The organism is Streptomyces sp. NBC_01689 (genome assembly GCF_036250675.1).
Taxonomy (GTDB): Bacteria; Actinomycetota; Actinomycetes; order Streptomycetales; family Streptomycetaceae; genus Streptomyces.
Genome location: NZ_CP109592.1, coordinates 6,970,457 through 6,995,177 on the forward strand (window position 1 = coordinate 6,970,457; position 24,721 = coordinate 6,995,177).

At 72.7% G+C, this 24,721-nt stretch carries 19 protein-coding genes; 10 read left to right on the plus strand and 9 right to left on the minus strand.

Annotation, left to right across the window (positions count from 1 at the left end):
• Positions 1 to 32: 32 nt before the first annotated feature.
• The 5 genes from OG776_RS29765 to OG776_RS29785 all read right to left on the minus strand — a co-directional run bounded on the left by OG776_RS29765 (position 33) and on the right by OG776_RS29785 (position 6,193).
• Positions 33 to 1,556 carry a phytoene desaturase family protein gene (locus OG776_RS29765; RefSeq protein ID WP_329326559.1) on the minus strand — a complete coding sequence of 508 codons (1,524 nt, stop codon included), beginning with the start codon at positions 1,554 to 1,556 and terminating at the stop codon, positions 33 to 35.
• A gap of 54 nt (positions 1,557 to 1,610) precedes the next feature.
• Entirely contained in the window at positions 1,611 to 2,225 is a 615-nt protein-coding gene (locus OG776_RS29770) for a DUF4126 domain-containing protein (RefSeq protein WP_187285989.1), read from the minus strand.
• Between the two features lie 395 nt (positions 2,226 to 2,620).
• Positions 2,621 to 3,244, minus strand: coding sequence for a TetR/AcrR family transcriptional regulator (locus OG776_RS29775; RefSeq protein ID WP_329322805.1), 624 nt, complete (start codon positions 3,242 to 3,244; stop codon positions 2,621 to 2,623).
• An 11-nt stretch (positions 3,245 to 3,255) separates the two neighbouring features.
• Positions 3,256 to 5,340, minus strand: coding sequence for a YhgE/Pip domain-containing protein (locus OG776_RS29780; protein ID WP_329322806.1), 2,085 nt, complete (start codon positions 5,338 to 5,340; stop codon positions 3,256 to 3,258).
• Entirely contained in the window at positions 5,312 to 6,193 is an 882-nt protein-coding gene (locus OG776_RS29785; RefSeq protein WP_148013580.1) for an ATP-binding cassette domain-containing protein, read from the minus strand. Before OG776_RS29785 ends, OG776_RS29780 begins: the two co-directional genes overlap by 29 nt.
• 164 nt (positions 6,194 to 6,357) lie before the next feature.
• On the opposite strand from OG776_RS29785, the gene OG776_RS29790 reads away from it, so the two are divergent.
• The 3 genes from OG776_RS29790 to OG776_RS29800 all read left to right on the plus strand — a co-directional run bounded on the left by OG776_RS29790 (position 6,358) and on the right by OG776_RS29800 (position 8,646).
• Positions 6,358 to 6,897 carry an SAV_6107 family HEPN domain-containing protein gene (locus OG776_RS29790; RefSeq protein WP_148013579.1) on the plus strand — a complete coding sequence of 180 codons (540 nt, stop codon included), beginning with the start codon at positions 6,358 to 6,360 and terminating at the stop codon, positions 6,895 to 6,897.
• A 306-nt stretch (positions 6,898 to 7,203) separates the two neighbouring features.
• Positions 7,204 to 7,974 carry a methyltransferase gene (locus OG776_RS29795; RefSeq protein ID WP_148013578.1) on the plus strand — a complete coding sequence of 257 codons (771 nt, stop codon included), beginning with the start codon at positions 7,204 to 7,206 and terminating at the stop codon, positions 7,972 to 7,974.
• Between the two features lie 276 nt (positions 7,975 to 8,250).
• Positions 8,251 to 8,646, plus strand: coding sequence for a DUF3040 domain-containing protein (locus tag OG776_RS29800; RefSeq protein WP_329322807.1), 396 nt, complete (start codon positions 8,251 to 8,253; stop codon positions 8,644 to 8,646).
• A 480-nt stretch (positions 8,647 to 9,126) separates the two neighbouring features.
• Here OG776_RS29800 and OG776_RS29805 read toward each other — a convergent pair whose 3' ends face one another.
• The 4 genes from OG776_RS29805 to OG776_RS29820 all read right to left on the minus strand — a co-directional run bounded on the left by OG776_RS29805 (position 9,127) and on the right by OG776_RS29820 (position 14,741).
• On the minus strand, positions 9,127 to 11,517 hold the full coding sequence (locus OG776_RS29805) for a transglutaminase TgpA family protein (RefSeq protein ID WP_329322808.1): 2,391 nt from the start codon (positions 11,515 to 11,517) through the stop codon (positions 9,127 to 9,129).
• Entirely contained in the window at positions 11,514 to 12,872 is a 1,359-nt protein-coding gene (locus OG776_RS29810; protein ID WP_329322809.1) for a DUF58 domain-containing protein, read from the minus strand. The genes OG776_RS29805 and OG776_RS29810 overlap by 4 nt, the downstream gene beginning before the upstream one ends.
• Positions 12,872 to 13,915 (minus strand): AAA family ATPase, encoded by a 1,044-nt coding sequence (locus tag OG776_RS29815; protein ID WP_148013574.1) that lies wholly within the window; start codon positions 13,913 to 13,915, stop codon positions 12,872 to 12,874. Before OG776_RS29815 ends, OG776_RS29810 begins: the two co-directional genes overlap by 1 nt.
• A gap of 262 nt (positions 13,916 to 14,177) precedes the next feature.
• Positions 14,178 to 14,741, minus strand: coding sequence for a beta-class carbonic anhydrase (locus tag OG776_RS29820; protein ID WP_148013573.1), 564 nt, complete (start codon positions 14,739 to 14,741; stop codon positions 14,178 to 14,180).
• Between the two features lie 433 nt (positions 14,742 to 15,174).
• On the opposite strand from OG776_RS29820, the gene rsmH reads away from it, so the two are divergent.
• The 7 genes from rsmH to murD all read left to right on the plus strand — a co-directional run bounded on the left by rsmH (position 15,175) and on the right by murD (position 24,545).
• The gene (gene rsmH, locus OG776_RS29825; protein WP_329322811.1) at positions 15,175 to 16,134 is read left to right on the plus strand and encodes a 16S rRNA (cytosine(1402)-N(4))-methyltransferase RsmH; all 960 of its coding nucleotides are present in this window, start codon (positions 15,175 to 15,177) and stop codon (positions 16,132 to 16,134) included.
• Positions 16,135 to 16,254: 120 nt separating this feature from the next.
• On the plus strand, positions 16,255 to 16,932 hold the full coding sequence (locus OG776_RS29830; RefSeq protein WP_329322813.1) for a septum formation initiator family protein: 678 nt from the start codon (positions 16,255 to 16,257) through the stop codon (positions 16,930 to 16,932).
• Between the two features lie 5 nt (positions 16,933 to 16,937).
• On the plus strand, positions 16,938 to 18,890 hold the full coding sequence (locus OG776_RS29835) for a peptidoglycan D,D-transpeptidase FtsI family protein (protein ID WP_329322814.1): 1,953 nt from the start codon (positions 16,938 to 16,940) through the stop codon (positions 18,888 to 18,890).
• Between the two features lie 211 nt (positions 18,891 to 19,101).
• A complete protein-coding gene (locus tag OG776_RS29840) occupies positions 19,102 to 20,622 on the plus strand; it encodes a UDP-N-acetylmuramoyl-L-alanyl-D-glutamate--2,6-diaminopimelate ligase (protein ID WP_148013572.1) in 1,521 nt (506 codons plus the stop codon).
• A 4-nt stretch (positions 20,623 to 20,626) separates the two neighbouring features.
• The gene (locus OG776_RS29845; protein ID WP_148013571.1) at positions 20,627 to 22,033 is read left to right on the plus strand and encodes a UDP-N-acetylmuramoyl-tripeptide--D-alanyl-D-alanine ligase; all 1,407 of its coding nucleotides are present in this window, start codon (positions 20,627 to 20,629) and stop codon (positions 22,031 to 22,033) included.
• Positions 22,033 to 23,103 (plus strand): phospho-N-acetylmuramoyl-pentapeptide-transferase, encoded by a 1,071-nt coding sequence (gene mraY, locus OG776_RS29850; RefSeq protein WP_148014096.1) that lies wholly within the window; start codon positions 22,033 to 22,035, stop codon positions 23,101 to 23,103. Before OG776_RS29845 ends, mraY begins: the two co-directional genes overlap by 1 nt.
• Entirely contained in the window at positions 23,085 to 24,545 is a 1,461-nt protein-coding gene (murD, locus tag OG776_RS29855) for a UDP-N-acetylmuramoyl-L-alanine--D-glutamate ligase (protein WP_329322815.1), read from the plus strand. Before mraY ends, murD begins: the two co-directional genes overlap by 19 nt.
• The last annotated feature ends 176 nt before the right edge of the window (positions 24,546 to 24,721 follow it).

Here is a 24,721-nt window from a genome sequence, read left to right on the forward strand (position 1 = left end):
CCCGGGGGACGAGATCAGCGGGGCCCGCGCGGTCACTGCGAGCCCCGGAACTCCGGCCCCTCCACGATCAGCCCGGCGACCAGCGCGCCCGACATCCCCGCGTGCGGAAGGCCGCCGCCGGGATGCGTCCAGCCCCCGACCGAGAAGAGCCCCGGCACACGGGTGCCGTTCGACGGGTGCAGCAGCCGGCCGGACGCCGCCGCGAGCGCCGGTGCGGGCACCGCGCCCCCCTCGGCGCCCGTCGCCTCCGCGATGTCGGCCGGGGTGCGGACCTCGTGCCAGAGCAGGCGTTCGCGTACGTCCGGCACAGCACGGCGGGTGGCGTCGAGCACCCGCTCCACGTCCGTCCCCGACACCCGCAGACCCGCGGGCACCGTGACCGTCACGGTGACCGCCTCGTGCTCCGGGCCGGGCACGGAACCCGGGTCGTCCGGACGCGTGACCGTCACCGTGGGCGCGGCGGGGAGTCCGGACCGGCCGCCGAAGAGCCGCTCCAGCTCCTCCGCGCGGTCGGCCGTGTGCACCACCGTCCGGTGCGCCACCCCCGCCGGGCGCCCGCCGCGCAGCGCCAGCAGCAGGGTCAGCCGGCTCGCCGCGCCCCGCTGCGGAGCGGGCTCGTCGCCGCCGTGCGGCGGCGTCCCGGCGAGGAGGCGCTCCAGCATCCCGGGCGCGACACCGGCGACCACGAAGTCCGCGTCCTCGACCGCGGTCGTCGCCGCGCCGGACGCCGGCGAGGGGTCCTCGCCGAGCTCGACGCCCACCGCCCGCCCGTCCTTCTCCACGATCCGCCGGACCGCCGTCCCGAAGCGGAACTCCACCTTGCGGGCCAGGCACCGTTCGTACATCGCGCGTGCCAGCTCCCGCATTCCTCCGCGCACGTACCAGGTGCCGAAGGCGTGCTCCATGTACGGAAGCACCGCCGCGCTCGCCGGCGCGACGCGCGGGTCGAGCCCGTACGCGAGGGCGTGGCTCTCCAGGAGGGCGGCGAGGCGCGGGTCGCGCAGCTCCCACGCGCCGACCTCGGCGAGGGTGCCGGCCCTGCGGGTGCCCAGCAGTCTTCGCCGCGGCACGGCGGGATAGGGCTCACGGTCGGCCAGCACCCGCCAGTTCGGCCACAACGGCTCCTCCAGGAGGGGGCGCCGCGTCCGGTCCCAGGCCTCCCGGGCCCGCACCAGGAAGTCGCCCCAGCGCTCGCCCGCGTCCGCCCCGAGCGCGTGGTCGAGGGCGGCGACGACACCCGCGCGGGAGGCGTTGGGCAGCGAGACCTCGGTGCCGTCCGCGAAGACGTGGTGCGCGGACGGGTCGACCTGGACCAGGTCGACACACGCCTCCAGCGGCTCCCTGCCGGTCTTGACGAACAGATCGCGCAGGACGGCGGGCACCCGCAGCAGACCGGGGCCCGTGTCGAAGGCGAAACCGTCGCGCTCGAAGCGGCCCAGCGCTCCGCCGTACGTCGACGCGCGCTCGTACACCACCACCCGGTGACCCGCGACGGCCAGCCGGGCGGCGGCCGCCATCGCGCCCGTCCCGGCGCCGATCACCGCGATCCGTCCCATGCCGCGACTTTATCGGCCACCACCGACAGGCCCGGCCGGGGGCCTCTCGTGAGGTCAGCCGGGTGGCGGGCCGACGTGTGCGGCGAGCCGTCGCTCCTCCCGGCGCTGGGCCCTGCGGCGCAGGAACCGCCGGATCCGGGATACCAGGAAGACGAGGGTCAGCAGCCCCGCGAGCAGGAGTACGGCGGCGACGACCGCCGCGGCCACGGGGTGGAACATCGCGAACGTCAGGATCCCGGCGACCCCGAGGTCCTCCGCGAGACTCATCCCGACGTTGGTGAACGGCTCGGGGGAGGTGTTGATCGCCATCCGGGTCCCGGCCTTGACCGCGTGGCTGGCCAGCGCGGTGGACCCGCCGATCGCGCCCGCCGCCAGATCGGGGAGCGACCCGCTGTGCCCCGCGAGCAGCGCACCGACCACGGCCCCCGCCACCGGCCGGATCACGGTGTGCACCGAGTCCCACACGGTGTCCACGTAGGGGATCTTGTCGGCGACCGCCTCGCACAGGAAGAGGACGCCCGCCGCGATGAGGACGTCGGGGCGCTGCAGGGCGGCGGGGACGTCGTCGCTCAGGCCGGTCGCGCCGAAGACGCCGAGCAGCAGCACCACCGCGTACGCGTTGATGCCGCTGGCCCAGCCGCTGGTGAAGACCAGGGGGAGTACGGACACGGCAGCGATCGTAACCAGTCGACGGCAGTCCGTCCTGGGCATGAGCGCCCACGGGTAGGTATCCGTACCCGGTGACGGGGATGAGTACCCGCGCGGATGGGGCCCGGCCCCCGGGAACGGGAGAGTGGGGGCACGGAAGGGGGCGCGGCTCCGGTACCGCCGGCACGGGGCGGCGGAACGGTTCCCGCGCCCTTGGCCGCTCCTTCCGCCGGCCCGGTCGGCGGAAGTGAGGCACGGGGGACCCGGGGGACGACCGGACGGGCCCCGACGGGGAACACGGGGGAGTACGGCGAGTGCGCCGGTCCGAAGGGTCCGCGGGGGACGTGGCCGCCTCGGACCGGCGCTCTCGCGCGGATCCGTCCGCGACGGCCCGCGACCCCCGCGCGCAGGACGTCCTAGCTGCCGCTCACCCGTCCCTGGAGCAGCCGTGAGAGGGCCGCGTGGACGTCGTCCAGGGACCGTTCGGGCTGGAAGGCCTGCCAGTCCAGGGCGGCCACCAGGACCATGCCGACCAGAGCGGCCGCGGTCAGCGGGATGTCGATCTCGTCGCTGAGCTCACCGCCCGCGACCCCCGCGCGCAGCACGTCCTCGACGACCGCGACGGCCTCCCGCCGGACCACCATGAGCGTGGACTGCCAGGCCCGGTTGGTGCGCCAGACCTCGGCCACGTACAGCTGGGTGAAGGCCGGATAGCGGTCCATGAAGACGAGCCCGGCCCGGATCATCGCGTCCAGGGCGTCGACCCTCGTGCCGCCCTCGCGGCCGGTCCGTTCCGCGGCCTCGCGCAGGGAGGCGGTGAGGAGTCCCACGCCGTGCCGCAGCAGTTCCTCGAAGAGGACGGCCTTGCTGGCGAAGTTGTAGTAGACGGTGCCCTTGGCGACCCCGGCGCGTTCTGCGATCTCGTCCACGGTGGTGGCGGAGAAGCCCTGTTCCGCGATGAGGGTGACGGCCGCTTCGTAGAGCTTCTGCCGGGTGACCTCGCGGCGGCCGCCGCCTGCCGTGGTGCTGCTGCTTTCCATGGTCCTGATTGTCACAGGCTCAGCTCCGGGTGAAGACGGTCCAGGGTCCACACCTGCCTGCCGCGCGCCGACAGGGCGGTGAGCGCGAGGGCGCCCGCGGTGAACGCCGCGAGGACGGCGCACGCCTGCCAGACGGGTCCCAGGCCGCCCCCGGTGATCAGTCTGCGCAGGGCCTCGACCACGTAGCTCATCGGCAGGAAGGGGTGGATCGCGTTGAAGAAACGCGGACTCGTCTGGACGGGGTAGGTGCCGCCGGCCGACGTCAGCTGGAGCATCAGCAGGGCGAGCACCAGGATCCGCCCGGCCGCTCCGAAGCGGGCGTTCAGCCACTGGACGACGGCCGCGAAGCACGCCGTCACCAGACACAGGAAGCCGACCGTCCCGGCCGCGCGCGCCATCTCCAGGCCGATCGCCCAGTGCAGCACGGACATCAGGGCCACCGTCTGCAGCACTCCGAGGACGGCCACCGGCAGCCAGCCCGCCAGGGCGATGCGCCAGGCGGAGGCGCCGACGGCCAGGGCGCGCCGGTTGAGCGGCGGGATCAGCATGTAGGCGACCATCGCGCCCACCCACAGCGACAGCGGGATGAAGTACGGGGCGAAACCGGTGCCGTAGTTGGGTGCCTTGTGCAGGTCCTCGGAGGCGAGCCGGACCGGGTCGGCCATGACGTGGGTGCGCCGGTCGCGGTCCTGCCGGTCGTAGTCGGGGATCCGGCCGGCGCCGTCGTGCAGCCCGCCCGCCAGTTTCCCGGAGCCGCCGACGAGCCGGTGGATCCCTCCGTCGAGGTCGCTCGCGCCCGTCGCCAGCCGGCCGACGCCCGTGTCGAGGTCCGCCGCTCCGGTCCTGGCCGTGCCGAGTCCGGTGTGCAGCTTCGCGGCACCCGCGGCGACCTTCGCGGCTCCGGAGTCCAGCTCGTTGATCTTGGAGACGGCGTCGTCGAGGTCCTCGGAGAGGTGCGGTGAGCGCTTCGCGAGCGCGCGGGCCTGCTTCTCCAGCGTTCCCAGGTTCCGGTCGAGGGTGTCGAGGTCACCGCCCTGGTCGTCGACGAGCGTGTCGAGGTCGCCGGCGACCGAGGCCACGTCCGCGGCGGCCTGCCGTGCCTTCTTGAGGTCGGGGCAGGCGGGGTCGGGGACCGGGAGGGTCTCGCACCGTGCCCGGTAGACACCGTTCAGCACGGTGGAGGCGGTACGGGCGCCCTTGGCGGCGGCCGGAGCCGCCTCCACCAGGCCCGCGAGGTTGTGGCGGACCGCCGAGGCCGAGTCGGCGACGAGACGGGCCGTGTCGCCGATCGACTTCTCGTTGGCCTTCAGGAAGGGGCCCGCCTCGTCCGCGGCGCCGTTGACCCTGGTGGCCAGTTTCCGGGTGCCGTCCGCGACCTGCCGGGAACCGTCCTCCAGGTCGCCCGCTCCCTTGTCGAGCCGCTTCAGGCCCGCGGAGAGCTTCCCGCTGCCCTTCCCGGCTTCCTCCAGGCCGTCCGCGAGGTCCTTGGAGCCCGTCTTGGCCTTGCCGATACCGCCCTTGAGCCGGTCGGCCCCCTCGGCGGCCTTCTCGGTCTCCCCGTGGATGTCGGAGAACGAGATGAAGATCTTGTCGAGGAACGATCTCGACGCCTTCGTGGAGGCCGCGGTGCGCACCTCGCTGAAGACGGTGCGCGAGATCTGTCCGACGATGTAGTTGTTCGCGTCGTTGGTCCGCACCTGGAGCGCGCCGGTCTCCGGCGTGTCCCCCGAGCTGGAGGCGATCCTGCGGCTGAAGTCGGACGGCATGGTCAGCGACAGGTAGTACGTGCCGTTCTCGACGCCCTTACGGGCCTCGGCGGCGCTCACCTCGTGCCACTCGAAGGTGTCGCTGTCGCGCAGCCCCTCGGTGATGTCGTCGCCCGCCCGGATCCTGGCGCCCCCGGCCGTCGCTCCCCGGTCGTCGTTGACGAGCGCCACGGGGATGCGGTCGAGACGGCCGTACGGGTCCCAGAAGGACCACAGGTAGAGGGCGCCGTAGAGCAGGGGCAGCAGAAGCAGCGCCGCGAGCGCGGCGCGCGGGAGCCGCCCGCGGCCGAACCGCCTGAGCTCAAGGACGGCCAGTCTCGGCGAGCGCATCGGCCGCCTCCTTCTCGTCGGTCGCGTGGGGTTCGTCGGTCGCGTCGGTCTTGCCGATCTCGTCGGTCTGGTCGGGTTCGTCGGTCGCGTCGGGTTCGTCGGTCCGGTGGGAGACATCGGCCCGGCCGGGACCGGCGTCCGTTCCGGTGGGCGTCCCGGCCGGGCCCGTGGACACGGTGACGGCCCCCTCGGGGGCTTCGCTGCACACCGCGAGGACGGTGGTGCCGGATGCGGCGATCGACGCCAACAGGGCCCACACCTCGGCCCGTTCCGCGTCCGACAGCTTGAGGTCGGTGTCGTCGACGCCGAGCACCCCGGGCCGGCCGACCAGGGCCAGGGCGACGGACAGCCGCAGGCGCTCCAGGCGCTCCAGGTCACGTACGGCGGTGCGGGCTCCCTTGGGCAGGGCTTCCCGGTCCAGCCCGGCGGCGGTCAGCGCGTCGTCGATCCGCCGTTCCGCCGCGGCGGCCCGCTCGGCCCCCGGACGCCACAGCCCCCGCAGCGGACCCCCGAACCGCCTTTGCAGCAGCGCCCGTTCGAGCAGGTGCTCGCCGACGGTCAGGGCCGGATCCAGGTCGGTGACGCCGGGGACGTGGGCGAGGGCGCTCACCCGCCGCACCGCCGCCATCTGCTTCGGCAGGGCCGAGCCGCCGACGACGGCGCTCCCCTCGGTGGGCCGCATCCGGCCCGTGAGGGTGAGCAGCAGGCACGTCCGGCCGGAGCCGGACGGACCCTCCACCGCGATCAGCGAACCGGGCTCCGCGGTCACCCCCACCCCGCGGAACGCCCAGCCGCGGGGCCCCCGCACCCCGAGCTCCCTGGCCGTGACACCGAGTCCGTGCGGACCGTCCACAGCGTCCCCATCCCCTGAACATTTTGAACTGACTGGTCAGTGCAAAAACTAACGCGAACCTTCGATCGAAGCAAAGCCGCAGGTCAGAACGGATTGTCAGTGGCATACCGCACGATGGGCACATACGGCCACAGTGCCGTCACACAGACGACAGGAGGTTCGTCATGGCCACCTCTTCCGCAGCAGCCGCCCACCGGCGCCGCGCCACCGGCCCTGCCCCCTCACTGACCGGCCCGGCGACCGACGTGCACCCCGTGCTCCGCCGGACCACGGCCCCGCCCGCCGCCCTCGACCTGCTGGCCCAGGCCCGCGCCGGCCTCGAAGAGGCGGCGGTCCTGGAAACCCCCAACGACCGCTACGCGACGGCCCACTTGGCCGCCCTGCGCACCGCCGCCGCCGTCCTCGCGGCACGGGGACGCCCCGAACCCACCGCCCGGCGCCGGGCCCGTATCCGCAGCGCCTGGGAGGTACTTCCCGAGATCGCGCCCGAACTGACCGAGTGGAGCGCCCTGTTCGCCTCCGGAGCGGGCCGCCGCGCCCGGGCCGAGGCCGGCATCCAGGGCGCGGCGGGCACCCGCGACGCCGACGACCTCATACGCGACGTGGCGATGTTCCTGCGCATCGTCGAACGGATGCTCGTCCTGCAGCCCGTCCTGCCGCAGCCACGGCAGGACGGGGACCGGGAGGTGCCGGACGCGGGCTGACCGGCCCCTGGCCGACCGGATGTCCGGCCGGGCATCCGGTCGGCCGGCGGGTGCGTCCCGGTCCGGTGTCCGATCGGCCCCGGGGCGGTCCCGGCGTCCGACGCGGCCCGTGCCCACCACCCGGGTCGGTCACGTGATCCACGTGGTGATTCACCCCGTGATTCACCCCGTGATCCGGCGCGTGAGACGGAGGATCGGGTACGGCGGCGGAGGCAATAGGGTGGGCAGGCCTGATGCCTCCCGCCGGGAGGCCCCCCGATCGCTCCGCCCCATCCGAGGCGGTGCCGCGCCGAGGAGTCAACTGCCGTGTCGGACCCGATGCGCCCCCGCGCTTCTCTCCGTACCGCCGTGGTCTGGGAGGTCCTCAAGGACGCCCTCGACCGCAGGGTCAAGGCGACCGGACGAGAGTCCCTGGACGTTCTCGACACCGGGGGCGGCAGTGGCAACTTCGCGGTGCCCGTCGCCCGCCTCGGTCACCGGGTCACCGTCGTCGACCCCAGCCCGAACGCGCTGTTCGCGCTGGAGCGCCGGGCCGCCGAGGCCGGTGTCGCCGACCGCGTCAAGGGCGTGCAGGGCGACGCCGGCGGTCTCTTCGACGTCGTCGGGCGAGGCGGCTACGACGCGGTGCTGTGCCACGGCGTCCTGGAGTACGTGGACGACCCGGCCGAGGGCGTGCGCAACGTGGTGGACGCGCTGCGCCCCGAGGGTGTCCTCAGCCTGCTCGCCGCCGGCCTGGGCGGCGCGGTGATCGCCCGCGCCCTCGCCGGACACTTCAAGGAGGCCCGCCACGCCCTCGGGGACCCGGACGGACGCTGGGGCGAGGGCGACCCCGTGCCCCACCGCTTCACCGCCGAGCAGCTCACCGCGCTCGTCGAGGGCGCGGGCCTGCGGGTCGGTGCGGTGCACGGCGTACGGGTCTTCGCCGACCTGGTGCCCGGCGTCCTCGTGGACACCGAGCCGGGCGCCCTCGAAGCCCTCCTGAAACTGGAGGCGGCGGCCGCGGAACTCGCCGCGTTCCACTCCGTGGCCACACAGCTTCATGTGCTCGGTGAGACACAGGTGGCCGACGAGGCCTGAGTCGTTCACCGTGGTCCGCCCCCTGATCAGCGGCGGGGCGGCAGATGGAGTACGCCACAGGCCACCCGATCGAGCCCTCGGCGCCGTATGATCGAGGGAGACCGTCCGGCATGACGGGCCGGTCGCTGGGGAATGCACGCCTCAGCGGATCGGGGTGGCATGGCGGGTCCCGGTTGGCGAATTGGCGCAGAGGGGCGGGTTTCACGGGGGCGATTCCCTGCCTATCCTGAAGGGGACCCCCGGTCGCCCCGGCGACTGCACGATGAGGAGGACGCCGTGCCGCTCTCGGAGCACGAGCAGCGAATGCTCGAGCAGATGGAGCGAGCGCTGTACGCCGAAGATCCCAAGTTCGCGACAGCGCTTGAGGGAAGCGGGCTGCGTACGTACACCCGGCGACGGGTCTACCAGGCGGTCGCGGGCTTCCTGGTGGGTATCGCGCTCCTCATGGCCGGAATGGTCACGGTACAGATCTGGCTGAGCGTGGTGGGATTCCTCGTCATGCTGGGCTGTGCGGTGCTCGCCGTCACCGGTTGGCGCAAGGCTCCCAAGCCCGGGGAACAACCCGCGACGCCCGGCGGACCCGCCGCGCGTCGCCAAGCCCGACAGCGACGGTCCGTGATGGACCGCATCGAACAACGCTGGCAGCGTCGCCGCGACGAGCAGGGCCAGTAGCAGCAGTGGCGGCCGCCGAGGTGACGACGGAGCGGCCGCGTCCGTAGGACATGGCTGAGGGGGTGCCACCCGGACCGGGTGGCACCCCCTCAGCCATGTCCTACGTAGGTGTGTGCCGTCCCCAGCCCCCCCCGCCACGCCCGGCCCCACCGCACCGGGACCCGCCGAGCGAGGCCGCCCTCGCACGCGGTGGTTGCTGCCCCCCGTGCGGGTCCGTCGCGGCATCCCAGGTGACCCCTCGTGCGACGACCGGTCCACCACGCGCCCCGCGCCGGCGTCCGTCCTGTTGCCCGCGTCCGTGCCCGCGTCCGAGCCCGTGCCCGTGCCGTGCATGTTGCCCGCACCCGCACCCGCCCGTGCCCGTGTTGCGCCCGACCGGTGCTCCTCCGCCACGCGCTCCCTGCCCATCACCACGTGTGGCCCGCACCCCTGGTCCCGGGGTGCGGGCCACACGTGATGGTGAGCGCGGTGACCGGCGCGTCAGCCGTTCTGCCCCGAGGGGCGTCGCAACAGGGTCTCCTTGCGTGCCGCCAGGCGGGCCGTCACAGCAGCCCGCCGGGCCGACGCCGCCCAGACCACCCTGATGGCCGAGCGCGGCGCGACCACTGCCCGCAGCCGGGCCGTCCGGCTCGCGGTGGCGCGCAGCGCCGCCGTGACCCGGCGGGCGTCCTCGGCGAGCCCCGCGACCGGCCGGGGACGCGGAGCGTAGAGAACCTGCTCCACCGCCGCCGCGATCCGTTGCACCGCTTCCGCGGCCTCCCAGTCGAGAAGCCCCATGCGCACGATCCGCTCCGCAGCCCTGCGCGGCGTCAGGGACTCGTCCGGCACGATCCCGTAGTCCCACGCCGTGTCGGTCACCTCCAGCCAGGCCGCCAGCGTGTACGCCGCCGCGTCCGCCTCGCCCCGGCCGTGCGCGCCGAGCCGCCGGGTCCGGACCCGCAGCCGCCAGAGCATCGGGAGCGACGGCACCGCCAGTACGAGGAGCACCGACAGGGCCAGCCCCAGGGTCTCGAACCACGGTGTGCCGCCGTCCTCGGAGCTCACCGCGGCGGCCGCGGACTGGCTCGGGCACCCCTCCAGCCGCTTCTCCTGGGCCGAGCAGGTGGTGCCGGCGGACGGCGCGGTGGACGGCGCCGTGGACGCCGAGGTCGTCGGTTGCGGCAGCGTCGGCGTGTCCAGGCCCGGGGTGGCCGTCTGGGTGTAGTCGGGCACCGATCCCCGGCTCGGGGTCGGCTCGAAGCGGGTCCAGCCCACGCCCTCGAAGTACAGCTCGGGCCAGGCGTGCGCGTCCCGGAGTCCCACCGACATCGAACCGTCGGCCTGCGGGGAGCCGGGTGTGAAGCCCACCGCGACCCGGGCCGGTATCCCCAGCGTGCGGGCCATCGAGGCCATCGCGAAGGAGAAGTGGACGCAGAACCCGCGCTTGTCCCTCAGGAACCGGGCGATCGCCGCCGATCCGCTGCCGACCTGCACCTGGGTGTCGTAGGTGAATCCGCCGCTCACCGCGAAGTAGTCCTGGAGCTTGACCGCCTGCTCATAGTGGTTCGTCGAGCCCCCGGTGACCTTGCGCGCGGTCTGGGCCACCACCGCGGGCAGCGACTCGGGAACCTTGGTGAACTCGCGCTTCAGGGCCTTCGGCGGCTCCGGGGCGTCCGACAACTGCGCCGCGGTCGGCTCCACGATCAGGCTGGTGACGTCGTACTGCAGACCGCGGGTGTTCTGGCCGTGGTCGCCGACGAGCGTGCGGCCCACCGGTTCGTAGCGCCAACTGCCCTTGATGCTCACCCCGCTCGCGGGGTACGGCATCGGAAGCCAGTCCTGCGCGTACCAGTCGGCCGCCGCGATACGGGTGCGGACCTCACTGCGCCGTACGTCGCCCCCGAGGCCGACCGGCGTCGGGAACGTGTCGGGCACGTCCTGGATGTGCCGTTGGGCCGGCTTCCACGCCGTACCGTCGAAGTCGTCCAGGGACACGATCCGCAGATACATGTCCTGGGTGTCCTGAGTGCTGGTGCGGTACGACATGACCTGCCGGTCCTCGTCCACGTTCAGGCTGTCGCGGAGGGACACCAGCGGGTTCACCGCGGAGATCGTGCCGCCGCCACCGGAGCCCGGGCCGACACCCGCACCGGCGGCGTCCAGCAGACCGCCGTCGAGCGCGGGCAGGCCGAGCGGTACCACCAGGGCGACACCCAGCGCGACCGCGCCGATGCGCCGCCCCGTGCGAACCGGTGCGGTCGCGCCCGTGGAGACCTCGGGCCCCCGGGTGCGGGGCGCGCCGCCGAAGACACGCCCCCACTGCGAGAGCCGGTCACGGCCCTCCGCCAGGAGCAGCATCAGATAACCGCCGGCCGCGAGCAGGAACCACAGCCAGGCGGCCCCGCCGCCCGACAGCCCCGCGGCGACCGAGTACAGGGCGAGCAGCGGGAGTCCGGCCGGGGCCGCGCTGCGGAAGGTGACCGCGAGCGCGTCCACCGCGAGCCCGATCACCAGGACACCGCCGACCAGCATCAGCCGGATGCCGTCGGACAGCGGCGCCGGGATCGCGTACCGCCCCACGTCGTCCGTGCCCGACTGGAGCAGGTCGCCCAGGTGCCGGAACGCCTCCGGGCCGGGAACGAACCCGAGGACCGCCTGCTGCCGGGCGAAGACGAGGGTCAGCAGCATCAGCGTGACCAGCGCCTGCGCGGCCACGGTCAGCGGCCGGGCCAGCGGAACCCGCCGGGTCAGCGCGCCGACACCGGCCTGCAGCGCCAGCAGGCACACCGCCTGGAACAGCCAGGTCACCGGTTCGACCAGCGGCAGCAGGGCGCACGCCGCCATCAGCGTGGCCGCCGCCGAGCACAGTGTCAGTCGTGCGCGCCCGCTCATCGGACTCCACCCCCCGCCGTGCTCCCCGTGGACGCGGCGTCCGTGCGCTGCCGGTCCGCCGTCCGCCACAGATCCGCGAGATCCGCGCCGCGTGGCACCGACACGGCGGTCCAGCCCGCCTCGCGCAGCATCCGCAACGGGTCCACGCTGCTGCCCGAGGGGCCGGGGACGTCGGTGGGTTCCCGCAGCCAGGACTCGCTGTCCAGCAGGAAGGCGACGGCTCCGCCGCTGCGCTGGCGCATCTTGGCGAGCACCGTCGCCTGCTCCTCGTCCAGATCGCCGAGGAAGGCGATCAGCAGCCCTTCGTTCCCGCTGCGCAGGACGTCGTAGGCGCGGGACAGCCCCGTGCCGTCCGAGTGGTCGATGACCGCGAGCGTGTCCATCATCAGACCGGCGGCGTCCGCCGACTGCTGGCTCGCGCCCGCGAACCCGTCGGCGCCCTCCCCGGGCACCGAACTGCCGTCGTCCGTCAGCAGTCTGACGGAGAATCCCCGCTCCAGCATGTGCACCAGTGCCGACGCCGTGCCCGAAACCGCCCATTCGAAGGCCGAGTCGGGACCCGCGCCCTCGTAGGCCGTGCCCCGGGTGTCGAGCAGCACCGTGCAGCGGGAGCGCTGCGGCTGTTCCTCACGACGGACCATCAGTTCGCCGTAGCGCGCGGTCAGGCGCCAGTGCACGCGGCGCAGGTCGTCGCCGTAGCGGTAGCCGCGCGGGATGATGTCGTCCTCGCCGGCCAGCGCCAGCGAGCGCTGCCGTCCCTCGCCGTACCCCTTCGCCTCGCCGGTCAGCCGGACCGGCGGCAGCGTCTCCACCCGCGGGATGACGGTCAGGGTGTCGTACGCGGAGAAGGAGCGGGTCAGCTCGCACATGCCGAAGGGGTCCGTGAGCCGCAGTTGCAGCGGACCGAGCGGATAGCGGCCCCGCAGGTCGGAGCGCACCCGGTAGGACACCTCGCGGCGGCCGCCCGCCTCCACCCGGTCCAGGACGAACCGGGGGCGCGGGCCGAGGACGTAGGGCACCCGGTCCTGGAGCATCAGCAGTCCGGTGGGCAGCCGGGAGACGTTGTCCATCCGGAGGTGGACCCGGGCCTCGGAGCCGGAGGGCACGCGGGCGGGGGAGAGCCTGCGGCTGCCCGCGACGCGGTACCGGGTGCGGTACAGCACGGTCGCGCAGACCAGGGGGAGCGCGGCGAGCAGCAGGCCGACCCGGAGCAGATCGCTCTGCCCGAGGACGTACGCGCAGATCACGGCGGCGACCCCGGCGGCCAGGAAGGAGCGTCCGCGTGTGGTGAGACCGGCGAGCGCGGTGCGCAGACCGCCCTTCTCCTCCTCGGTGCCGCCCGTCCCCCAGGACATCAGAGCCTCCGGGGCGGCTGCTGGCCGAACGCGGGCGCTCCGCGGCCCATGGTGAAGCCGGAGCCGGCCTGCTGCTGGGGCGTGGCCGGAACCGGCGTGTGCTGCAGGATCTCCTGGACGACCTGCTCGGCCGTACGACGGTTCAGCTGTGCCTGGGCGGTGGGGAGCAGACGGTGCGCCAGGACCGCCACGGCGAGGGCCTGGACGTCGTCCGGCAGCGCGTACTCCCGGCCGCTCAGGGCGGCGGACGCCTTCGCCGCGCGCAGCAGGTGCAGCGTGGCACGCGGTGAGGCGCCGAGTCTCAGGTCGGGATGGGTGCGGGTGGCGGCGACCAGGTCCACCGCGTACCGCCGGACGCTGTCGGCGACGTGGACCGTGCGGACGGCGTCGATCAGCTTCACGATCTCGTGCGCGTGCGCCACGGGCTGGAGGTCGTCCAGCGGGTTCACACCGCCGTGGACGTCCAGCATCTGCAGTTCGGCCTCCGCGCTGGGATAGCCGATGGAGACACGGGCCATGAAGCGGTCGCGCTGGGCCTCCGGGAGCGGATAGGTGCCCTCCATCTCGACGGGGTTCTGCGTGGCGACCACCATGAAGGGACTGGGCAGTTCGTACGTCTGCCCGTCGATGGTGACCTGGCGCTCCTCCATCGACTCCAGGAGCGCGGACTGCGTCTTGGGCGACGCGCGGTTGATCTCGTCGCCGATCACGATCTGCGCGAAGATCGCGCCCGGCTTGAACTCGAAGTCACGGCGCTGCTGGTCCCAGATGGACACACCCGTGATGTCCGAGGGCAGCAGGTCGGGCGTGAACTGGATACGCCGCACCGAGCAGTCGATGGACCGTGCCAGCGCCTTGGCGAGCATGGTCTTGCCGACGCCGGGCACATCCTCGATCAGAAGATGCCCCTCGGCGAGCAGCACGGTCAGCGAAAGCCGTACGACCTCTGGCTTGCCCTCGATCACTTCTTCCACCGAACTGCGGACTCGCTCCGCAGTGGCGGTCAGATCCGTGAGGCTCGCTCGATCGTCATAGGTCGTCACCCGGCCCTCCTCGGCCCTTTCCCGGGCCGACGCCCTGTGCGGACCGGCCCACCCCGAAAAACGGACACCACGCGTGAAGTTGCGCGTGAGGCCACCCCCGCATTCTTGTTGCCGTTACCGGTTCGTGTCACTCGCCTGTGGATAACTGGCCGCGATATGTCGGGTCTTACGGGCTTTTGGGCGCCGGAAGGTCGGGGTCGTTTCGTGATGCGAGGGTCCCACGCGGGCCCCCGCGTCAGTACGAGGGGGCCGGTGGAAGCGTTCAGGCGGGATCGATCTCGCGCAGCAGACCCGTCTTCACGTCGAAGACGAAGCCGCGCACGTCGTCCGCGTGGAGCAGGAACGGCGAGGTGCGCACCCGCTGCATCGACTGCCGCACGTCCTGGTCGACGTCCCGGAAGGCCTCGACCGCCCACGCGGGGCGCTGGCCCACCTCCATCTCCAGGTCGTGCCGGAACTCCTCGGTGAGGGACTCCAGACCGCAACCGGTGTGGTGGATGAGCACGACGCTCCGGGTGCCGAGCGCCCGCTGGCTGATGGTGAGTGAGCGGATCACGTCGTCGGTGACCACACCGCCGGCGTTGCGGATGGTGTGGCAGTCACCGAGTTCCAGGCCGAGCGCGGCGTGCAGGTCGAGCCGTGCGTCCATACAGGCGACCACGGCCACCTGCAGCACGGGCCGCGCGTCCATCCCCGGGTCGGTGAAGGCGGTGGCGTACCGGTGGTTCGCGTCGACGAGGCGATCGGTCACGGTGCCGTCGGGGGAGACGCCGCGGGCGGCTATGGCGTCTTCGGGCTCAGTGGGTACGGATGCAGAAGTCGTCATGGTGATGACGTTACTGGTCACCTATGAAGTAGTCCTGCTGTGAGGGTGGACAAAGAACGTCATCGTGTCTTGTTGTGAGGTAACCCACATGGGCGCCAGGTACCGGCCTTATGGGTGATCTTTACCGATTCACGGCTTCGTCCGGGGCTCGGTCGAGGAGGGTTCCGCGACGCGCATGCCGGTTGATTGACCGCGAGACGGCGTGGACTAAAGTGGCGCGAAGCGGGAGTCGAGGCTCCCCGCAGGACTGTTTTCCCCCGGAGACCCGGCGATTTTCCGGCGTCTTCCCCGCGTGCGCGGCGCGTACGTACGGCTCGGCCTCCTCCCGCTCCCGGTCGGCTGACGCCACTCACCCGGCGGCGGCAGACCTCCCCTTCCCGAGCGGGCGGGGACCCGGCGGTGCGTGCGTGCGCGCCGGATCTGAGAGGGCCCCTTGAGCAGCGAGAGTCGACACGTCCCGGTGATGCTCCAGCGGTGCCTGGACATGCTGGCCCCGGCCCTCGCCGAGCCGGGAGCCGTCGTCGTCGACTGCACGCTCGGACTCGGCGGCCACAGCGAGGCGCTCCTCACCCGGTTCCCCGAGGCCCGGCTGGTGGCCCTGGACCGCGACAAGGAAGCGCTGCGTCTCTCCGGTGAGCGGCTCGCGCCCTTCGGTGAGCGCGCCACCCTCGTGCACGCCGTCTACGACGAACTGCCCGACGTGCTCGCCCGCCTGGACCTCCCGCGCGTCCAGGGCGTCCTGTTCGACCTCGGCGTCTCCTCCATGCAACTCGACGAGGCCGACCGCGGGTTCGCGTACGCCCAGGACGCCCCGCTCGACATGCGCATGGACCAGACGACCGGGATCAGCGCGGCCGAGGTGCTCAACACCTACGCGCCGGGCGAACTGGTACGCATCCTGCGCGCGTACGGCGAGGAGAAGCAGGCCAAGCGGATCGTCTCCGCCGTGGTGCGCGAACGCGAGAAGGAGCCGTTCACCAACAGCGCGCGGCTCGTCGAGCTCATCCGCGACTCCCTGCCGCAGGCCGCCAAGCGCACCGGCGGCAACCCGGCCAAGCGCACCTTCCAGGCACTGCGCATCGAGGTCAACGGAGAGCTGAGCGTCCTGGAGAGGGCGGTCCCCGCCGCGGTGAAGGCGCTCGCGGTCGGCGGCCGGATCGCCGTGCTGTCCTACCACTCGCTGGAGGACCGGCTGGTCAAGCAGGTCTTCGCGGCGGGCGCCGCCACCACCGCGCCGCCCGGCCTGCCGGTGGTGCCCGAGCGCTACCAGCCCCGGCTCAAGCTGCTCACCCGCGGTGCCGAACTTCCCACCGAGGAAGAGGTCGCCGAGAACCGGCGAGCGGCTCCCGCGCGCCTGCGCGGGGCACAGCGCATCCGTGAGGACGCCGAGTGAGGCGCCGGGAGGGGGAGAGCGAGTGAGTGGGAAACCCGAACGCACGGCGCGGCCGAGGACCGGCGGCGCACCTCCGCGACGCGACCGCGGGTCGGGAAGGCGAACCCGCCGGGAGGGCCTGTGACCAGCAGACCCGAGCTCAAGGGCCGAGCGGCCCGGCTCGCCCGGCTTCTCCCCGCCGGTGCGGCCCACGCCGCCCGCACCCCCTTCGTCCTGCTCGTCGTGCTCCTGCTCGGCGGCGGACTGATCGGCCTGCTCGTGCTGAACTCCGCGCTGAGCGAGGGTTCCTTCCACCTCGACGACCTCCAGAGGGGCACCAAGACCCTGACCGACGAGGAACAGGCGCTGCAGCGGGACGTCGACGCCTACTCCGCGCCCGACGCCCTCCAGCGCCGCGCCCGTGAGCTCGGCATGGTGCCGGGCGGCGACCCCGCCTTCCTCGGTCCGGACGGCACCGTCAAGGGGGTGCCCGGAGCCGCCGCCCGGGATTCCTCCCTGCGGAACCCGGCGCCGCGTTCGCCCCTCGTCCTCGCCTCCCCGCCGGCCGAGAGCCAGGCCCCGCGCACCGGCGCTCCGGCCACCGGTGCTCCGGCCACGGGCGCCGCGAGCACCGGCGCCCCCACCGCGCCGCCGGCCGCCACCCCCGCCGCGACCACCCCGGCCGCCACCCCGCGGGCCGTGGTCACCCCCGGCGGCCCCGCCACCTCCCGCGCACGGACCCTCGCCTCCGTCCCCACGCCCGCCGCCACCCCCACCCTCACCCCGTCCACGCAGCGCTCCTCGACCCCCGGCAGGTGACGGAAGTGTCCGACAGGGAACCGCCACGCCGCCGTGTGCCCGGCCCCGCCCGGCCCGCACGCCCCGGCGCCCAGCGCCGTCCGGGCCCCGGTGCCCGCCCCGCACGCCGCCCCGGCGCGCCCAGACCCGGCGGCTCGCGCCCCCTGCGCCTCGGCAGCCCGCGCCCCCGGCTGCGCATGGTCAGCCTCGCCCTGACGCTGGTGATGGCCGCCTTCGTCGTCCGGCTGCTCCAGGTGCAGGCCGTGGACGCGAGCGCGTACACCGCGAAGGCCGAACAGAACCGCTACGTCGGGCGCACGCTGGCCGCCACCCGCGGCGGGATCACGGACCGCAACGGAGTCGAGCTGGCGACGAGCGTGGACGCGTACGACATCACCGCCGACCCCACGATGTTCACCCCGGCGGCGACGAAGGTGCCGGACGCTCCCGAGCAGGCCGCGGCGCTGCTCGGCCCGATCCTCGACCAGAGCGCGGACACCGTCGCGAAGAAGCTGCGGACCAGGAACACCCGCTACACGCTGCTCGCGCACCGCCGGACCCCCCAGGTCTGGAAGCAGATCAAGGACCTGAAGACCACGCTCGCCGCCAAGGCGGAGACCGACCCGGGCGCGGTCAACTTCCTCGCCGGCGTCCTCGCGGTCCCGGCGAGCAAGCGCGTGTACCCGAACGGCGATCTCGCCGCCGGGATACTGGGCTGGGTCAACGCCGACGGCAAGGGCGGCGGCGGTGTCGAGCAGCAGCTGAACAAGGAGCTCTCCGGCAAGGACGGCAAGATCCGCTACGCGCAGTCCGGTGGCCGTCAGGTACCGACCGTGGGCTCCACCGAGACCCCCGCGGTGGCCGGTTCCGACGTCGAACTGACCATCGACCGCGACATCCAGTGGGCCGCGCAGAACGCCATCACCGAGCAGGTCCGGAAGTCCAAGGCGGACCGCGGGTACGTGATCGTCCAGGACGCCCGTACCGGGGAGGTGCTGGCGATGGCCGACTCGCCCGGCTTCGACCCGAACGACCTCTCCCAGGCCAGCGCGGCGGCGCTGGGCAACGCGGCCCTCCAGGACGCCTACGAACCCGGCTCCACCGCCAAGGTCATGTCGATGGCCGCCGTGCTGGAGGAGAACGTCGCCACGCCCGGCACCCACGTGGTCGTGCCGAACCGGCTGCACCGCGGCGACCGGCTCTTCCAGGACGACGTCGACCACCCGACCTGGAACCTGACGCTCAACGGCGTGCTCGCCAAGTCCAGCAACATCGGCACCATCCTGGCCACCGGACAGCTCGGCAAGACGCAGAAGCAGGCCAACAAGATCCTCTACTCGTATCTGCGCAAGTTCGGCATCGGCGGCTACACCGGACTCGACTTCCCCGGCGAGACGAGGGGCATCCTCGCGCCCGCCGACAAGTGGTCGACGTCGCAGCAGTACACGATTCCTTTCGGCCAGGGCGTCTCCATCAACGCGATGCAGGCCGCCTCCGTCTACTCGACGATCGCCAACGGCGGCGTGCGCGTGGAGCCGACGCTGGTGCGCGGCGCGAAGGGCCCCGACGGCCGCTTCACCCCCGTCGCCCCGCCGAAGAAGACCAGGGTCGTGAGCGCGAAGACGGCCAGGACCCTCGCCCAGATGCTGGAGTCCGTCGTGGACGACGAGGAGGGCACCGGCGCCAAGGCGCGCATCCCCGGCTACCGGGTCGCGGGCAAGACGGGTACGGCCAACCGCGTGGATCCGGCCACCGGCAAGTACCACGGCTACACCTCGTCGTTCGCCGGGTTCGCTCCCGCCGACAAGCCCCGGATCACCGTCTACTGCGCGATCCAGAACGCCACCAAGGGCAGCTACTTCGGCGGCCAGATCTGCGGCCCCATCTACAAGCAGGTCATGGAGTTCGCGCTGAAGACCCTGCAGATCCCGCCCACCGGGGCCGGGGCCGCGAACCTCCCCGTCTCCTTCACTCCGTGACCCGCCCCGAGCCCCAGCCCGCCCCCGACCGCACACCCTGATCAGCCCGTACGTACAACGGACCAGGAACCACCTCGTGACAACGATCACCCCGGATCCCCGCAACCAGGGCACCGCCCGCCCCTCGCTTCGCTCCGGCGGGGGTGAGCCCGGTACGCTCACCGCCGTGCCACACGCTGATCAGTCCCAAACCACCCAGAAGGGCGTTCCTGTGACATATCCGGGGCCGCCGCGACCGGTCCAGAACTCCGCAACACCCCTCGCGGAGCTCGCCGATCAGCTGGGTGCGAGCGCCCCGGCGTCGAGCGCGGAGATCACGGGCATCACCCATGACTCCCGCGCCGTGCGCCCCGGCGACCTCTACGCCGCGCTGCCCGGCGCCCGCCTGCACGGAGCCGACTACGTCACCCAGGCCGCCGGCCTCGGCGCGGTCGGCGTGCTGACCGACCCGTCCGGTGCCGAGCGGGCCGCCGCCACCGGCCTGCCGGTCCTCGTGGTCGACGACCCGCGCGGACGCATGGGCGAGCTCGCGGCCACGATCTACGGCCATCCCGGCCGCGACCTGCTCCAGATCGGCATCACCGGGACGTCCGGAAAGACCACCACGGCGTACCTCGTCGAGGGTGGTCTGAAGACGGTCCGCAACACCGGCCTGATCGGCACGGTGGAGATGCGCATCGGCGAGGAGCGCATCAAGTCGGAGCGCACCACCCCCGAAGCGACCGACCTCCAGGCGCTGTTCGCGGTCATGCGCGAACGCGGCGTCGACGCGGTCGCGATGGAGGTGTCCAGCCACGCCCTCGTGCTCGGCCGGGTCGACGGCTGCGTCTTCGACATCGCCGTCTTCACCAACCTCAGCCCGGAACACATGGAGTTCCACTCCGACATGGAGGACTACTTCCGGGCCAAGGCGCAGCTGTTCACTCCGGAACGCAGCAAATTCGGCGTGATCAACCACGACGACGCCTACGGACGCCGGCTGACCGAGGAGAGCGGCGTCCCCTTCGTCACCTTCTCCGCGGAGGGCCACCCGGACGCCGACTGGCGGGCCGAGGAGGTCGAGGTCGGTCCGATGGACTCGGTCTTCGTCGCGGTCGGCCCCAAGGGCGAGCGGATCACCGCGCGCTCGCCGCTCGCGGGCCCCTTCAACGTGGCGAACACCCTCGCCGCGATCGTCGCCCTCGCCGCCGCCGGGATCGACGCGCAGACCGCGGCCGACGGCATCGCCGCCGTACCGGGCGTGCCGGGCCGTCTGGAACGCGTGGACGCCGGACAGCCCTTCCTCGCGGTCGTCGACTACGCGCACAAGACGGACGCCGTCGAGTCGGTGCTGCGCGCGCTGCGCAAGGTCACCGAGGGCCGGCTGCACGTCGTGCTCGGCTGCGGCGGCGACCGCGACACGACCAAGCGGATGCCGATGGGCGCCGCCGTGGCGCGACTCGCCGACACCGCCGTACTGACATCGGACAACCCCCGCTCCGAGGACCCCCTGGCGATCCTCGCGACGATGCTCGCGGGGGCCGCCGAGGTGCCCGCCCACGAGCGCGGCGAGGTGCAGGTCTTCGAGGACCGGGCCGCCGCCATCGCCGCCGCCGTCGCCCGGGCCCGGCCCGGCGACACCGTGCTGGTCGCGGGCAAGGGCCACGAGCAGGGCCAGGACATCGCCGGGGTGGTGCGTCCCTTCGACGACCGCCAGGTGCTTCGCGAAGCTATCCAGAAGACCCAGGGATGAACTTGTGATCGCCCTCTCTCTCGCCGAGATCGCAGCAGTCGTCGGCGGGCAGACGCACGACATACCGGATCCGGACCTACAGGTCACCGGACCGGTCGTCAGAGACTCCCGTGAAGTGGAGCCAGGCAGCCTCTTCGTCGCCTTCGCCGGCGAGCGCGTGGACGGTCACGACTTCGCCCGCGCGGTCGTCGACGCGGGCGCGGCCGCCGTCCTGGCCTCCCGGCCCGTCGGCGTGCCCGCGATCGTGGTCGAGGACGTCCAGACGGCCCTAGGCGCCCTCGCCCGCCACGTCGTCGAACGGCTCGGCGCGACCCTCGTGGCCCTCACCGGTTCCGCGGGCAAGACCAGCACCAAGGACCTGATCGCCCAGGTGCTGCGGAGCAAGGCGCCGACCGTTTTCACGCCCGGTTCGCTCAACAACGAGATCGGACTGCCGCTGACCGCGCTCACCGCCACCGAGGAGACGAAGTACCTCGTGCTGGAGATGGGCGCCCGCGGCATCGGCCACATCCGTTATCTCGCGGATCTCACCCCGCCGAGAATCGGTCTCGTCCTCAACGTCGGCACCGCCCACATCGGCGAGTTCGGCGGCCGCGAACAGATTGCACAGGCGAAGGGCGAGCTCGTCGAGAGCCTCCCCGAGGACGGTGCGGCGATCCTCAACGCCGACGACCCCCTCGTCCGCGCCATGGCGTCCCGGACGAAGGCGCGGGTGGTGCTTTTCGGAGAGTCCGGCGAAGCGGACGTACGCGCCGAGAACGTGCGTCTCACGGACCTCGGACAGCCCGTGTTCAGCCTTCACACACCCTCCGGGTGCAGTGATGTGACCATGCGCCTGTACGGTGAGCACCACGTGTCGAACGCGCTCGCCGCGGCCGCCGTCGCCCATGAGCTGGGCATGTCCGCAGACGAGATCGCCCGCGCGCTCTCCGAGGCGGACTCCCTCTCCCGCTGGCGGATGGAGGTCACCGAGCGCCCGGACGGCGTGACGGTCGTCAACGACGCCTACAACGCGAACCCCGAGTCCATGCGAGCCGCCCTGCGCGCGCTCGTGGCGATGGGACGAGGGCGTCGTACGTGGGCGGTGCTCGGTCAGATGGCCGAGCTCGGGGACGAGGCTCTCGCCGAGCACGACGCGATCGGGCGGCTCGCCGTCCGACTCAACGTCAGCAAGCTCGTCGCGGTCGGGGGCAGGGAAGCGTCCTGGCTCCAACTGGGCGCATATAACGAGGGTTCGTGGGGTGAGGAGTCGGTGCACGTGTCCGACGCACAGGCGGCTGTCGACCTGCTGCGCAGCGAGTTGCGCCCGGGGGACGTCGTGCTCGTGAAGGCGTCCCGGTCGGTCGGGCTCGAACGAGTGGCGCAGGCGCTGCTCGCAGACGGTGCCGAGGGTGAGGTTGCTGCCCGATGATGAAGCAGATCCTGTTCGCAGGAGTCATTGGTCTGTTCCTCACCCTGGTCGGCACGCCGTTGCTGATCAAGCTGCTGGCCCGCAAGGGTTACGGGCAGTACATCCGCGACGACGGCCCGCGCGAGCACGCCAGCAAGCGCGGAACGCCGACGATGGGCGGTATCGCCTTCATCCTGGCGACGGTCGCCGCGTACTTCCTCAGCAAGGCGATCACCGGCTACCCCCCGACCTACTCGGGTCTGCTGGTGCTCGGGCTCATGGTGGGCATGGGCCTCGTCGGCTTCCTCGACGACTACATCAAGATCGTCAAGCGGCGCTCGCTCGGTCTGCGGGCCAAGGCCAAGATGGCCGGCCAACTGCTCGGCGGCATCGCCTTCGCCGTGCTCTCGCTGCAGTTCGCGGACGCCCGCGGCAACACCCCGGCCTCCACCAAGCTGTCGTTCATCACCGACTTCGGCTGGACGATCGGCCCGGTGCTCTTCGTGGTCTGGGCGCTGTTCATGATCCTCGCGATGTCGAACGGCGTGAACCTGACCGACGGTCTGGACGGTCTCGCCACCGGCGCCTCGGTCCTCGTCTTCGGCGCCTACACCTTCATCGGCGTCTGGCAGTTCCAGGAGTCCTGCGCCAACGCGCAGACCCTGACCAACCCCAACGCCTGCTACGAGGTGCGCGACCCGCTCGACCTCGCGGTGGTCTCGTCCGCCCTGATGGGAGCCTGCCTCGGCTTCCTGTGGTGGAACACCTCGCCCGCCAAGATCTTCATGGGTGACACCGGTTCGCTGGCGCTCGGCGGTGTGCTCGCCGGCCTCGCGATCTGCTCCCGCACCGAACTGCTCATCGCCATCCTCGGCGGCCTGTTCGTCCTCATCACGATGTCGGTGGTCATCCAGGTCGGCTCGTTCCGGCTCACCGGCAGGCGCGTCTTCAGAATGGCACCACTCCAACATCACTTCGAACTCAAAGGCTGGTCAGAAGTGTTGGTGGTGGTCCGATTCTGGATCATCCAGGGCATCTGTGTGATCGTCGGACTGGGTCTCTTCTACGCGGGATGGGCGGCCGAGAAGTGACCTCTCCGGTGCCTTCCGGGCCGTTCGACTTCCAGGGCAAGCACGTCACCGTCGCCGGGCTCGGGGTCTCCGGCGTCCCGGCGGCGCGGGTCCTGCACGGACTCGGCGCCGTCGTCACGGTCGTCAACGACGGCGACGACGAGCGCTCCCGCGCGCAGGCCGCGGAGCTGGAGGCGCTCGGCGTCACCGTGCGCCTCGGCGACGGCGACACCCTGCCCGGGGGCACCGACCTCATCGTCACCGCGCCCGGCTGGAAGCCCGGCAAGCCGCTGTTCACGGCGGCCGCCGCCGCGGGCGTCCCGGTCTGGGGCGACGTCGAACTCGCCTGGCGCCTGCGGGAACTCGACGGCCGCAAAGCCGCTCCCTGGCTCGCCGTCACGGGCACCAACGGCAAGACCACGACCGTCCAGATGCTCGCCTCGATCCTGGAGGCGGCGGGCCTGCGCACGGCCGCCGTCGGCAACATCGGGGTCTCCCTGCTGGACGCCGTGCTGGGCGAGGAGACCTACGACGTCCTCGCGGTGGAGCTGTCCAGCTACCAGCTGCACTGGGCACCCTCGCTGCGCGCCGACTCCGCCGTCGTGCTCAACCTCGCGCCCGACCATCTCGACTGGCACGGCTCCATGGAGGCCTACGCCGCCGACAAGGGCCGTGTCTACGAGGGCAATCGGGTCGCCTGCGTCTACAACGTCGCCGACAAGGCCACCGAGGACCTGGTGCGCGAGGCGGACGTCGAGGAGGGCTGCCGCGCCGTCGGCTTCACGCTCGGCACCCCGGGACCGTCCCAACTCGGCGTCGTGGACGGCATCCTGGTCGACCGCGCCTTCGTCGAGAACCGGCAGAAGAACGCCCAGGAGCTCGCCGAGGTCTCCGACGTGCGCCCGGCGGCCCCGCACAACATCGCCAACGCCCTTGCGGCGGCGGCCCTCGCGCGCGCCTTCGGCGTCCCGGCCGGCGCCGTGCGCGACGGACTGCGGGCCTTCACCCCGGACGCCCACCGCATCGCGCACGTGGCCGACGTGGACGGGGTCGCCTACGTCGACGACTCCAAGGCGACCAACACCCACGCGGCGGAAGCCTCCTTGGCGGCCTACGAGTCGATCGTGTGGATCGCCGGCGGCCTCGCCAAGGGCGCGACCTTCGACGAACTGGTCACCAGGTCGGCGGGGCGGCTGCGGGCGGCCGTGCTGATCGGCGCCGATCGCGCGCTGATCCGCGAAGCCCTCGCGCGACACGCCCCGGAAGTACCCGTCGTCGACCTCGACCGCACGGACACTGGGGCGATGCTCGCGGCGGTCCGGGAGGCCGCACGGCTCGCCGGGCCGGGAGACACTGTCCTGCTGGCGCCGGCCTGTGCGTCCATGGACATGTTCGCCAACTACAACAAGCGCGGTGACGCTTTCGCGGAGGCGGTTCGCGAACTCGGCACCGCGAGCGCCTGACGGCGGGACCCAGGCGCCCCGGGACCCTTGGGAGGGACGCGTGACGCCAGTGCGGTCGGGGCTTCGCAGGCGGCTTTCGGCGGGCGGGACGGCGCTGTGCCGCCCCCGCCCGCCCGCCGTGTCCGTACGGCCCGGGAGGACCGCCGAGAGGGCGCCCTTCCGCGCTCCTGGGGAGG